11 protein-coding genes, 1 pseudogene and 1 riboswitch are annotated in these 11,101 nt (G+C 67.6%); of the genes and pseudogenes, 1 reads left to right on the forward strand and 11 read right to left on the reverse strand.

Going from position 1 to position 11,101, the window contains the following annotated elements:
• Window positions 1–19: 19 nt before the first annotated feature.
• Window positions 20–256 carry a hypothetical protein gene (locus HLH48_RS20485; RefSeq protein WP_182999331.1) on the reverse strand — a complete coding sequence of 79 codons (237 nt, stop codon included), beginning with the start codon at window positions 254–256 and terminating at the stop codon, window positions 20–22.
• An 8-nt stretch (window positions 257–264) separates the two neighbouring features.
• The gene (locus HLH48_RS20490; RefSeq protein WP_182999332.1) at window positions 265–1,023 is read right to left on the reverse strand and encodes a class I SAM-dependent methyltransferase; all 759 of its coding nucleotides are present in this window, start codon (window positions 1,021–1,023) and stop codon (window positions 265–267) included.
• A gap of 90 nt (window positions 1,024–1,113) precedes the next feature.
• Here HLH48_RS20490 and HLH48_RS20495 point away from each other — a divergent pair, with 90 nt between their 5' ends.
• Window positions 1,114–1,905, forward strand: coding sequence for a helix-turn-helix transcriptional regulator (locus HLH48_RS20495; RefSeq protein ID WP_182999333.1), 792 nt, complete (start codon window positions 1,114–1,116; stop codon window positions 1,903–1,905).
• Window positions 1,906–1,909: 4 nt separating this feature from the next.
• Here HLH48_RS20495 and HLH48_RS20500 read toward each other — a convergent pair whose 3' ends face one another.
• From HLH48_RS20500 to HLH48_RS23400, 9 genes and pseudogenes are all read right to left on the reverse strand, one after another.
• On the reverse strand, window positions 1,910–3,364 hold the full coding sequence (locus tag HLH48_RS20500) for a phosphomannomutase (protein WP_182999339.1): 1,455 nt from the start codon (window positions 3,362–3,364) through the stop codon (window positions 1,910–1,912).
• A 61-nt stretch (window positions 3,365–3,425) separates the two neighbouring features.
• Window positions 3,426–3,833 carry a VOC family protein gene (locus HLH48_RS20505; RefSeq protein ID WP_220795233.1) on the reverse strand — a complete coding sequence of 136 codons (408 nt, stop codon included), beginning with the start codon at window positions 3,831–3,833 and terminating at the stop codon, window positions 3,426–3,428.
• Window positions 3,830–4,258 carry a fluoride efflux transporter CrcB gene (gene crcB, locus HLH48_RS20510; RefSeq protein ID WP_182999334.1) on the reverse strand — a complete coding sequence of 143 codons (429 nt, stop codon included), beginning with the start codon at window positions 4,256–4,258 and terminating at the stop codon, window positions 3,830–3,832. The genes HLH48_RS20505 and crcB overlap by 4 nt, the downstream gene beginning before the upstream one ends.
• Window positions 4,255–5,115: a universal stress protein gene (locus HLH48_RS20515; protein ID WP_182999335.1), complete on the reverse strand. Its 861-nt coding sequence runs from the start codon at window positions 5,113–5,115 to the stop codon at window positions 4,255–4,257. The genes crcB and HLH48_RS20515 overlap by 4 nt, the downstream gene beginning before the upstream one ends.
• Before the next feature lie 131 nt (window positions 5,116–5,246).
• Window positions 5,247–5,328, reverse strand: a riboswitch (Fluoride riboswitch).
• 47 nt (window positions 5,329–5,375) lie between these two features.
• Window positions 5,376–7,691 carry a TonB-dependent receptor gene (locus tag HLH48_RS20520; RefSeq protein ID WP_246387609.1) on the reverse strand — a complete coding sequence of 772 codons (2,316 nt, stop codon included), beginning with the start codon at window positions 7,689–7,691 and terminating at the stop codon, window positions 5,376–5,378.
• Between the two features lie 245 nt (window positions 7,692–7,936).
• The gene (gene rfaE1, locus HLH48_RS20525; RefSeq protein ID WP_182999336.1) at window positions 7,937–9,370 is read right to left on the reverse strand and encodes a D-glycero-beta-D-manno-heptose-7-phosphate kinase; all 1,434 of its coding nucleotides are present in this window, start codon (window positions 9,368–9,370) and stop codon (window positions 7,937–7,939) included.
• Between the two features lie 107 nt (window positions 9,371–9,477).
• Window positions 9,478–10,371, reverse strand: a complete 894-nt coding sequence (gene rfbD / locus HLH48_RS20530) for a dTDP-4-dehydrorhamnose reductase (RefSeq protein WP_182999337.1) — start codon at window positions 10,369–10,371, stop codon at window positions 9,478–9,480.
• Window positions 10,371–10,922: a dTDP-4-dehydrorhamnose 3,5-epimerase gene (rfbC, locus tag HLH48_RS20535; RefSeq protein ID WP_182999338.1), complete on the reverse strand. Its 552-nt coding sequence runs from the start codon at window positions 10,920–10,922 to the stop codon at window positions 10,371–10,373. Before rfbC ends, rfbD begins: the two co-directional genes overlap by 1 nt.
• A gap of 8 nt (window positions 10,923–10,930) precedes the next feature.
• Window positions 10,931–11,101 (reverse strand): annotated as a pseudogene (locus HLH48_RS23400) (glucose-1-phosphate thymidylyltransferase); the annotation flags it as partial.

The following is an 11,101-nucleotide window of genomic DNA, read 5'->3' on the forward strand; positions in this document are numbered from 1 at the left end:
GGCGAGGCCGTTCGAGGGGTCACGTCAGCCGGGGCACAGCGCGACGGGCGGCATGCATCGCCCGGTCGCGCGTGAGGTAGCTGATGGCGGAGTGGTCGCTGACGGCCGTCCAACGCCCCGCATCCTCCGGGTCGCGCCGAAACGCCTCGAAGCCGAAGGTGCCGCCGGGCCGGGCAAAGAGATCCACGCAGCGATCATGCTGTTCGTTCTCGATGCTGGCCAGGACAATCCAGCTCTCGTCGATCCGGAGCGACATCGGCCGGGTCAGGACACGCGGATACAGACGGTATCGAGCGTGAAACTGCCGTCCTCCTCGATTTCGAAATGCGCGCGCACCTCGTCCGGGGCCGCGTCTTGCAGGGAGCGGATCGCCAGGATGCGCTCGGGCGGGGTGCGCGTTCGCGCGACCCAGGGCGCAAAATCCATGCGCAGCCGACGGGGCGTGATGCCCTGCATGGCGAAGCCGGCCCGGCCAAGCGCCGACACCCATTCGGATACGGTGAAATCCCGCACATGCGAAATGTCGCGCAGCAATTCCAGGCTCTGGAGCCAGCTATCGCACAGGGCCTGCCCCGGGGCGGCGACATCGGCGAACACGGCCAGGCCGCCCGGCTTCAGCACGCGCCGGGCTTCACGCAGGCCCCGTTCCATATCCTGCCAGTGATGGGCGGTGAAGCGGCAGAGAACCGCGCAGAAACCGGCATCGGCGAACGGCAGGGCCTCGGCGGCGGCCTGCCGCGTCGTGACGTTGGCCAGTCCGCGCTCCCGCGCGGTCCGGCTGACGGCCTCGAGCATGTCGGGCGTGACATCGCAGGCAACGACCTCGCCGACATGCGGCGCGACGCGATAGCCGACATGGCCACCGCCGCATCCCAGATCCAGAACGCGCTTGAACCCCTTGCCGGCGACCGCCTGTTCGATCTCGTCCAGGTCGGCTCCGGCATGATGCACCGCGCTGGATACGTAATCCGCCGCGCGCTCCCCGTAGTGGCGTGCGGCGAAACTGTTCGATGCGTCTGTCATGATCGTCTCTTTCCCATTGACGCGCGCAGTATCGGTGGTTCACGAAACAGGTATAAGGTCTATTGTTATACGGGTATAAAAACTGCCACCATGATGTCGGAATCCGAGCGGCGCCGAACCGTCGGCGCATTCCTGCGCGCACGGCGCGCGGCGATGTCTCCAGAACAGGCGGGCATTTTTCCGATGCCGGGGCGCCGCCGCACGCCGGGATTGCGAAGAGAGGAGGCCGCGCAGCTCTGTGGCATCAGCACGACATGGTATACGTGGCTGGAACAGGGGCGTGACGTCGCCTGTTCGGGCGCGGTGCTGGCGCGGCTGGCCGAGGCGCTGCTCCTGTCGCCGGCCGAGCGGACCTATCTGTTCGAACTGGCGCGCCGGAACGATCCACGGCCGCCTGGCGCCGCGCCGTCGGGTGCCGTCCCGCCCGGCCTGCTGTGCATGCCGGGCCTGGTCGCCGCGCCGACCTACCTGCTGGACGCGCTCTGGACCGTGCGCGCCGCCAATGACGGGGCGCGGCATCTTTTCGCCGGATGGATCGGCGGGGACGAGCCCAATCTGCTGCGCTATGTCTTCCTGGATCCCCAGGCCCGTTTCTTTCTCGACGACTGGCCCGATCGCGCGCGGCGCATTCTCGCCGAATTCCGCGCCGACACCGCCCGCCGGCCGAACGACGCGGCCATGCGGGCGCTGGTCGATCGGCTATGCGGGGAAAGTGCCGATTTCGCGCGGGTCTGGAACAGCCACGCCGTGCTGTCCCGCGAGGGCGGGCGCCGGCGCTTCACCCACCCCCGGGACGGCCTGCTCCAGTACGAGCAGGTGACGCTGATCCCGGCCGCGCACCCCGACTACAAGCTGGTGACGCTCGTCCCGGTGGCTGCCTGATCGATCAACGCGTTTTCCAGACGCTGACGGCGTCGAAGCCGGTCTTCAGCAGCGCCGCCGCCCGTTCGGGCGTATCGGCCTCGACATAGATGCGCAGTTCGGGCGCGTTGCCCGACGGGCGCAGATGGATCACCTCGCCATTGGCGAACGTCATGCGCAGCCCGTCCGTCTGGTCGACATGGGCCAGATCCTCGGGTTGGTGGATGAAACCCAGCGCCCTGGCGCCTTCGGCGGGATGCCGGGCGAGTTTTTCGATCTCCGCCTGGCTTTGCGCGGTCGGCATGTTCATCAGGCGGTCGCTGAGCGTGAAGCGCGGCGGCAAGGTGGCGACCAGTCCGGCCAGGTCGGTGTTCTGCCGACGGGCCAGGACCAGCGCGCACAGCATCGGCAGCACCGCATCGCGCGTCGGCAGCGCATGCAGCACCCGGTCGCCCTGCGCGATGTCGGTCGCCAGCAGGAAGCCGCCATTGGCCTCGTAGCCGACGGAGGGGGTGATTCCGGCCTCGGCGGCCTCGGTCATCGCCGAGACGACGAAGGGCGAGCCGATGCGGGTGCGCCGGACCTCCTGCGCGAAGCCGCTTTTCTCCAGGGCCGTATTGCTGCTGACCGGGGTGGCGACGGCGGCGGCGCCGAGAAAGCGCGCGGCCAGAATGCCCAGCACGTCGCCGCGCAACCAGTTGCCATGGGCATCGGCCAGCAGGGGGCGGTCGGAATCGCCATCGGTGGTCAATATGGCGTCCAGCCCGCCGGTCGCGGCCCATTCACGGGCCAGCGCGGCATCCTCGGCGCGCACCGCCTCGGTATCGACCGGGATGAAACTGTCCGCGCGCCCCAGCGGCACGGCCGTGCCGCCCAGGGCCTCGACGACCAGCATCAGCACGTCGCGCCCCACCGCGGAATGCTGATAGACCCCAAGTCGCAGGCCGGACAGCGCATCCGGGCCGAAGAACGCGCGATAGCGCGCGACATAGACGGGAACGACGTCGGTCGGTTCGGGCAGCGTGCCGGCCGCGATCAGGGCACCATCGGCATCGAACCAGCCCTCGGGCAGCGCCACGTCCAGCGTGCGCATGGCCGCCTCGTCGGATTTCATGAACTCGCCGCGCGCGCGGTTGAACTTGATGCCGTTGCGGTCGGCGGGGATATGGCTGCCGGTCACCATCAGCGACGGGCAACCCCGCGCGAACGCATGCAGGCACAGGGCCGGGGTCGGCACGTAGCCGCAGAAGACAGGCTCGCCCCCCATATGCCGGATGGCCGCCACGCAGGCGCGAAGAATGCGCGGCGTGCTGGGGCGCAGATCGCCCGCGACCGCGACCGGCGCGCCGGGGGCGAACTCGCCCAGCGCGGCAAGGTGGCGCAGATAGCCGACCGTATAGGCGAAGCAGACCGCGTCCGTCATCGCCGTGACCAGGCCCCGGGCGCCGCTGGTGCCGAAGGCGACCCCGGACTGCTCCATCCATTCGGCTATTTTCATGCGGCGCTCTCTCGAAAAAAGACCCAGACATATCCGTGTACCATCAGGGCGCAACGGCGTCCATTTCCGACGCCCGGATCAGCCGGCTCGGCCAGCCGATGCGGATCAGCAGGTCGTCGGGGCCATTGAGGGCGAATTCGTACATGCCCCATTCGGTATGGCGCGGTGCCTTCACCGGGCCGAGGATGGCGTCCCCCGCGGTTGCGGCGAGCCGGTCGACATGCGGGGTGGACAGATAGATGCCGAACGGGTTGCGCCCCGGCACCACCCATCCCGGCACGGCGGGCTGGAGGTGAATCGTCGCGCCGTCCTGGTCCGACAGGATACGGTAATCCGCCGTCCCGTCATCCGTCGGGCCGAAAAACCCGAGGCCGTTCCACCATCGCCCGGCCTGCTCCATGTCATTGCAGGGAATGATCGCGCAGGCGCGACAGTCGGCGGCCATGGTCATGAGGACTTTCCCGCATCGGGTATGGGACGGGGAGGGGCGAGGGCCTGGGCGGCGAGGTAGCCGGCGGTCACGCCGGCCATGCCGAGCGTGACGGACAGGACGATATTCAGCAGCGCGCGCCCCGGCGCCCCGCCGCGCAGCAGGTCCAGCGTCTGGAGCATGAAGGAGGAAAAGGTCGTGTATCCCCCGCATATGCCGACCATGAACATCAGCCGGGCGGTATCCGATACCTGAAAGCGCCCGTTATCCAGCGTCAGCGTGCCGAAGAAGGCGATGGCGAACGAGCCGGAGATATTGATCAGGATCGTGCCCCACGGCAGGCTCTGGCTGATCCGCGCGGTCGCCAGACCGACCCAGTAGCGCATCAGGGTGCCGCAGGCACCGGCCAGGGCGATGCCCAGCGTGGTCGACAGGTTTGGGGTCATGCGGCAGGGTCTTCGATACCATGGTGACAGGTCAGGATGGGCAGGGTGCCGTGCGCCAGCAGGTCGCGCGTCGGGCCGCCGAACAGCCATTCGACGAAACGCGCATGCGTATAGGCCCCCATGATCAGCAGGTCGCCCCCCGCCGCCAGCGCGCGGGCGCGGATCTCCTCGCCCAGCCGGCCGCGCGGCGCGCTGAAACGCGCGATCGTGACCGCGGCCCCGCGCGCCGTCAGCTCCCGGGCCCGTTCCGGGGGCGGCTGCTCCGCATCGTCGTCGGCACCGATCAGGAAGGTGACATGCCCGGCCGCGTCCAGCAGCGGCCCGGCGGCGGCCACGGCCCGATCGAGGGCGGGCGAGGGATGCCACGCGATGATCGGCCGCGCCCCCACGGTGGCACAGGAGTGTAGGGGGGCGATCAGGACCAGTGCCCGGGCATCGTACAGCGCCCCGGCCAGAGCCTGTTCGACATCCTCGCGCTCGCGCTCGTCGTCGGCGGCGCGCGGGCGGCTGACGACCACCAGATCGGCCATGGCGGCCTCCCGGGCCACGATTGCGCGCACATCGCCGGCCATCTCGGCCCAATGCGCGGTGGCCACCCCTTTCTCGCCGGCCGGCCCGATCCAGGCCTGGGCCGACGCGCGCAGCCGTTCCGCGCGCAGGGCACCCCGCCGGGCGAAGGCCGCGCGCCGCGCCGGCGTGGGAATCCCCTCGTCGGGCGCCTGGAAAGCCGGGTCGGCCGCGCGTCGGGGATGCAGCAGCCGGATGTCCCGCGCAGGCAGCCGCCGGACAAGCTCGCCGACTGCCTGAAGCGTGAACAGGGCGGTCTCCGGCCGATCCAGAATGGCAAGGATGCGCATCGCGGTCCCCTCCCTCAGCGTTGCCCGATCGGGGCGGCATGCACCCCAGGGCGACCGATGGCGCGAAACGCGGGTAATCTGCAAGGACGCAGGGGCGACATGGACGGATTCCTCCCTTCATGCCCAGTTCGGGCCGGGTAGGAATCATCAGCCCCAAGGCCGGGGCGGTTCGACCCGGGGCGGGTCAGGCAGAAATCCATTGCCTGATCCGATCAGGGCACGGGGCCGGCCGCCTGTCAAGCCGGCCGCCCATGCGGGCGTCAGAAACGCTGGTCGATGCCGGTCAGGATGGTCCGGCGCAACCCGTATTGCGGCGCGCCGACGCCGATGCCGGTGCCGCTGCGCAATTCGTAGCGCTTGTCGAACAGGTTGATCACGTCCAGCCGCAACTGGGTACGCTTCAGGAACGGGATATGGAACAGGTCCCTGAACGACTGCACGGCGGAGAGGTTGAAGGTCTCGTATTGCGGGACGACGCCGCCATTGGGAATGTCGCTGTCCTGGCGCAGGCCGCTGCCATAGACCATGGTCGCCGACAGGCGCAGCGGGTGGCCGGTGCGGTAGAACGCCGTGTAGCTGGCGCCCGCCGACGCCGTCCAGCGCTGGTCGTGGTCCAGGTGGATCCATCGGTGCTGGATATAGGCCAGGTCGTCCGGATCGAAATTCCACTGGGCCGTGGTGATGTCCTTGCCGATCGCGCGCGACCACGCGAAATTGCCGTAGACGGAGAAAGGACCGCGCGTGTAGTCGGTGGCGAATTCATAGCCATGCACCTGGCCGCGCCGATAATTGAAGGCGGACAGGATGATCGGCGAGCCGAACTGCCCTTCGTCGATCAGGTTCTTGGCCAGTTTCACATAGGCGTCGACCGACGCATGCCAGCCGGGCAGGATTTCCTGGGCGAAGCCGGCATCGAAATAATGATCGCGTTCCGCCTTGACGGTGGTGTCCTGCAACGTGCCCGGCGCGGCCGACGTATTGGCGAATTTGTTCAGCGACGTGCCGCCCACCAGTTCGAACGGCGGCGGGGTGTAATAGCGCGAATAGCCGGCATGGAACGTGCCGCCATGCCAGGGCTGGTAGACGATGTTGATCCGGGGGCTGACCTGCTTGGAATGGGTATATTCGTCCACCCCGTCGAAACGCAGCCCGTAATTGATGGTCAGGTTGCGGATCGGCTGCCATTCGTCCTGGGCATAGAGGCCGTAGAGCCAGCCGGTCCGCCCGTTGCCGTCATGGATCGAGATCGTCCGGTCGTCATAGATCGCGTTGCCGTCGTCATCGGTCCCGGTCTGCGGATAGACGGTCGAATCCGTCTTGGACACGACGCGCTCGACATAGACCTGGTAGCCGAAGCGGACCGTGTGATGGGGGTTGGCATGCCAGGTGACGTCGGTCTGCGAGCCGGACGAGAAGACGGATCGCTGGGCGCGCTGGGCATTGCCGTTATAGACGAGGTCGCCCAGCATGTCCGGCGAATAGCCCAGCGAACTGTAGCGGACCACGGCCGAACTTTGCAGGCTGATCGTGCCGATGTCCTTCTGGAGGGACAGGATGCCGAAATCGGTGATTTCCTTCTGGCGCTCGTTCAGGCTGGCGCTGTCGACGCTGCCATAGAGATTTTGCGACAGCGCGCTGCCCAGGAAGGACGGGTTGGCAAACTGCCTCTGCTGTCCGGGATTGTTCGGCAACTGGTATTCGGCGTTCGACACGCCGGCCGTCAGGCTGATACGCGTGTTCTCGTCGGCGGTGTAGCGCAGATGGCCGAGGAAATGGTACTGGTTCGTCAGGTCGTGCAGGGCATTGAAATCCGGCGTCGGATTCTCGATCCCGACCCGGTCATGCACGAAATCGGCGGTCGCGAAATAATCCCATTTTCCCGCATGGCCGCCATATTGCAGGGACGGGAAGAAATAATCGCGCGCGCCGCCATAGATCGACACGTCGCCGCCCGGATCGGCGCTGCCGGTCTTGGTCGTGATGTCGATGACGCCGGCTTGCAGGAAGCCATATTCGCTGGGCAGCGCGCCGGTCGTCAGCGACATCGAATGGGCGAAGCGCGTCATCAGCGCCTGGCCGAAGACATTCATGCCCTCCGGCAGTTCGACGCCGTCCAGGCGGAACTGCACCTCGTTATGGTCGCCGCGGATATGGATCTGGCCATAGCTGTCCTGTGCGACGCCGGGGGCCTGCAACAGCACGGAATTCAGCGGGGCGTTGTCGCCGCCGGGGATGGTTTCGAGGTCGCGCCGCGTGAAACGATAGATGGTGGCGCCGGTCGCGGGCTGAAGCGTCGCGCGCATCAGGTCGAGATGCGCGTTGACCACGATATGTTCCTCATTGGCGGCGGTCGCCTCCACGCTGCCATCGGGCAGGACGCGGTCGGTGGCGGCCGTCGTGCTGAAACTCGTCCGCGACGCGGCGGCCTGTGGCGTGTCTCCGTCCGTCGTCGGGCCCGACGCCTTGGCCGGCGGGGACTGGTCGGTCGTCGCCGCGCGCACGGCCTGCGGAAGGGCGAATGCGGTTCCCGCAAGCAGAATGGCGGTCATGCGTAGCGCAGGTCGAGGCGAACTCATCAAGGCGATCCTGTTTGTGTGAGAGGATCCGACCCTACATGGTATGTTATAATGTTTCAATCGGCGGCGGCGGAACGAGTCAAGGCTGGCACGCTCATGTTGTAGATCTGCAACAGAACGGCGGTTCTAGTGTCCCGGATCTGAAATCCCTTCAGATTTCAGATCCTTGGTGGACACTAGATAAATCAATATTTTAGTGGCCTGCTGATCTCCGAAATTCACCTATGAATTTCGGAGGCAGGACACTAGCCCGGCTGCATTTTCCGGACGATCGACGAGGTCGATCGTCCTTCGATCAGGTCGACGAGCACGACGGACCCGCCATAGGATGTCACGACATCCCGCCCGACGACCTCGTGTTCCTGGTAGTCGCTGCCTTTGACGATGATATCGGGGCGCAGCGCCTGGATCGTTTCCAGGGGCGTGTCCTCGTCGAAGATGACGACCAGGTCCACATCGCGCAGCGCCCCCATGACGGTCGCCCGGGCCAGTTCGTCCTGCAACGGCCGCGACGGGCCTTTCAGGCGCCGGACGGAGGCGTCGCTGTTCAGCGCGACCACCAGCTTGTCCCCATGCCGCGCCGCGCCGCGGATGAGCGCGATGTGACCGGGATGGATCAGGTCGAAACAGCCATTGGTCAAGACGATCCGCGCGCCATGCTGCCGCCATCCTTCGACCAGGGCGCAGGCCTGTTCGAGCGGGACGAGCGTGCCGTCCTCCTTCATCTCGGCACGCAGCGCGGCACTCAGCTCGTGACGGGTCACGGTGGCCGTGCCGAGCTTGCTGACGGCGATGGCGGCGGCGCTGGTCGCGATCACGATCGCGGTTTCCAGATCCTGCCCGGCCGACAGCACGCTCGCGATCGTCGCGACCACGGTATCGCCGGCACCGGAGACGTCATAGACCTCGGACTTGCGGGCATGGGCATGGGTCACGCGCCCGTCCCGCCGGACCAGGGTCATGCCTTCTTCCGACCGCGTGACCAGCACGTCGCCGCCGAACTGGTCGGAGACGATCCGCGCCGCGCGTTCGATTTCGGCGTCACTGCCCAGGGTCAGCCCGGTCGCCAGGGCGATTTCGCCGCGATTGGGCGTCACCAGCGAGGCGCCGCGATAGGCGGCGAAATCCCTGCGCTTGGGGTCGACGATGACGGGAACGTTCCGCTGCCGGGCGTAGCCGATCACCGCTTCCAGCACGTCGTCGGACAGCAGGCCCTTGGCGTAATCGGAGCAGATCAGCACGTCGGCGCGCGTGATCGCCCGGCACGCGGCGTCGATCAGCCGGGCCCTGGTTTCGCGCGAGACGGGGGCGATGCGCTCCTCGTCGATCCGCACGATCTGTTGCCGGCCGCTGACGACCCGGGTCTTGGTGATCGTGACCCACGCGGCATCCGCCACGACGCCGGCCAGGTCGATCGTCCCGTCATGGAGCAGGGCGGTCTTCAGGGTATCGGCCGGCGCGTCGCATCCCACCAGGCCGATCAGTTCGACCGCGCATCCCAGGGTCGCGGCATTCATCGCGACATTGGCCGCGCCTCCGGGAACGGCGGTGTGCTGGGCGCTCAGCAGGACCGGCACCGGCGCCTCCGGCGAAATCCTTCCGACGGAGCCGCTGATATAGCAGTCGAGAAGCAGGTCACCCAGAACGGCCACCCGGCCAAATTTGAAATTTTCGATCATGACATGCCAGACTCTCGTAGCCGAACGCGCCGCCTCTCAAGGCGGTGTCGGGGCCGATTGTTAAGGCATAATCACCGCCGCCGCCATAACCGGCCATGGCGGCCGTGTCAGGCCGCTCCCGGAGCGATCGATCGGGCCACGGCGCGCGCGACGCCGTCGCGCCAGTGCGGCAGGAGAATGCCGAACACATCATGCAGACGGGTGCAGTCCAGGCGGGAATCCCGTGGCCGCGCGGCGGGGGTCGGCCAGTCGGCGGTGGTGATGGCCAGAATCTCCGGCATTGGCCGGCCAGCCTTCGCGGCCTCCTGCAAGGTTGCGACCGCCAGGCCGTGCCAGGTCGTCTTCCCGCTGCCGGCGGCGTGGAACAGGCCGCCATGGGCCGCGCGCCAGCCGTCGCGCCCGATCCTGTCGACGATCGCCAGGATGGCGCTTGCCAGGTCGTCGGCGCTGGTCGGGTTGCCGTGCTGGTCGCCCACCACGCGCAGGACCGGGTTCTTCGCCCCGGCATCCAGCATGGTACGCACGAAATTCCGGCCATAGGGCGAATAGACCCAGGCGGTGCGCAGGATGATCGCACGATCATGCGCGGCCAGGATCGCGGTTTCCCCATCCGCCTTGCTGCGCCCGTACACCGTGCGGGGGCAGATCGGGTCGGTCTCGACATACGGCGCGCCCTTGCGGCCGTCGAACACATAGTCGGTCGAGACATGGATCAGCGGAATACCGCGTTCGGCACAGAGCCGGGCCAGCAGGGCAGGGCCGTCGCGGTTGGCGCGGGCGGCCCCCTCCGGGTCGCTTTCCGCCGCGTCCACCGCCGTCCAGGCGGCAGCGTTCACGACCAGGGCGGGGGAGGTCGCCGCAAAGGCCGCCACCAGCGTCTCCGGCCGGTCGAAATCGAGTTCCGGCCGGCCGAGACAGCGCAGGTCCGGGCGGCCGGAGCGCGCCAGCGCGGTGGCAAGCTGTCCGGACCGGCCGATCACCAGGATCGGGGCCGCACGCATCAAAACCAGTTCCGTACCGTGGAGAATCCGGGCGCCTCGGCATCCTTGCCGGAGAGGACCGCCGCGCCGGGGGCCACCGGCCAGGCGATGGCCAGTTCCGGCGCATCCCATCGCACCGCGCGCTCGCAGTCGCGGTCCCACAGGTCGGTGCATTTATACTGCACCTCGGCGTTTTCGGTCAGCGTGCAGAAACCATGCAGGAAACCCGGCGGGATCCATAATTGCGATCCGTTTTCCGCGCTCAGTTCCGCCGCGGTCCATTGGCCGAAGGTAGGCGAATCCTGCCGCGCATCGACCGCCACGTCCCAGATCGCGCCCCGGCTGCAACGAACCAGCTTGCCTTGGGGATGGGGGGCGAGCTGGCAGTGCAGCCCGCGAACCACGCCGCGCTCGCGGGACAGGCTGTGATTGTCCTGCACGAAGGGCTGCGTGATTCCAGCCTCGGCCATCGCGCGGATATTGTAGGTTTCACTGAAGAACCCGCGTGCATCCTCGAAACGGCGTGGCGTCAGCAGCAGGATGTCGGGAATGGCCAGGCGTTCGATCTGCATGGGCTGCTCTATACTCCGTCGGCGATGTCGCGCAGCACGCGACCCAGTTCGGTTTTAGGGACTGTACTGGCGATGGCCCGCAACTGGTCGCGATCGATGAAGCCCATGCGGAAGGCGACCTCGGCGGGCGATCCGACGAGCATGCCCTGTCGGGACTGGATGGTCTGGACGAACATGCC

Origin of the sequence: Gluconacetobacter sacchari (assembly GCF_014174255.1) — a bacterium.
Classification (GTDB): Bacteria; Pseudomonadota; Alphaproteobacteria; order Acetobacterales; family Acetobacteraceae; genus Gluconacetobacter; species Gluconacetobacter sacchari.

Excerpts from the sequence above, each read along its gene's own strand:
- HLH48_RS20495 (WP_182999333.1), top strand. The coding sequence starts at position 1,114 with ATGATGTCGGAATCCGAGCGGCGCCGAACCGTCGGCGCATTCCTGCGC.
- HLH48_RS20505 (WP_220795233.1), bottom strand. The coding sequence starts at position 3,833 with ATGACCATGGCCGCCGACTGTCGCGCCTGCGCGATCATTCCCTGCAAT.
- rfbD (WP_182999337.1), bottom strand. The coding sequence starts at position 10,371 with ATGCGTGCGGCCCCGATCCTGGTGATCGGCCGGTCCGGACAGCTTGCC.
- HLH48_RS20520 (WP_246387609.1), bottom strand. The coding sequence starts at position 7,691 with ATGAGTTCGCCTCGACCTGCGCTACGCATGACCGCCATTCTGCTTGCG.
- rfaE1 (WP_182999336.1), bottom strand. The coding sequence starts at position 9,370 with ATGATCGAAAATTTCAAATTTGGCCGGGTGGCCGTTCTGGGTGACCTG.
- HLH48_RS20500 (WP_182999339.1), bottom strand. The coding sequence starts at position 3,364 with ATGGAGCAGTCCGGGGTCGCCTTCGGCACCAGCGGCGCCCGGGGCCTG.
- crcB (WP_182999334.1), bottom strand. The coding sequence starts at position 4,258 with ATGACCCCAAACCTGTCGACCACGCTGGGCATCGCCCTGGCCGGTGCC.
- rfbC (WP_182999338.1), bottom strand. The coding sequence starts at position 10,922 with ATGCAGATCGAACGCCTGGCCATTCCCGACATCCTGCTGCTGACGCCA.
- HLH48_RS20485 (WP_182999331.1), bottom strand. The coding sequence starts at position 256 with ATGTCGCTCCGGATCGACGAGAGCTGGATTGTCCTGGCCAGCATCGAG.
- HLH48_RS20515 (WP_182999335.1), bottom strand. The coding sequence starts at position 5,115 with ATGCGCATCCTTGCCATTCTGGATCGGCCGGAGACCGCCCTGTTCACG.
- HLH48_RS20490 (WP_182999332.1), bottom strand. The coding sequence starts at position 1,023 with ATGACAGACGCATCGAACAGTTTCGCCGCACGCCACTACGGGGAGCGC.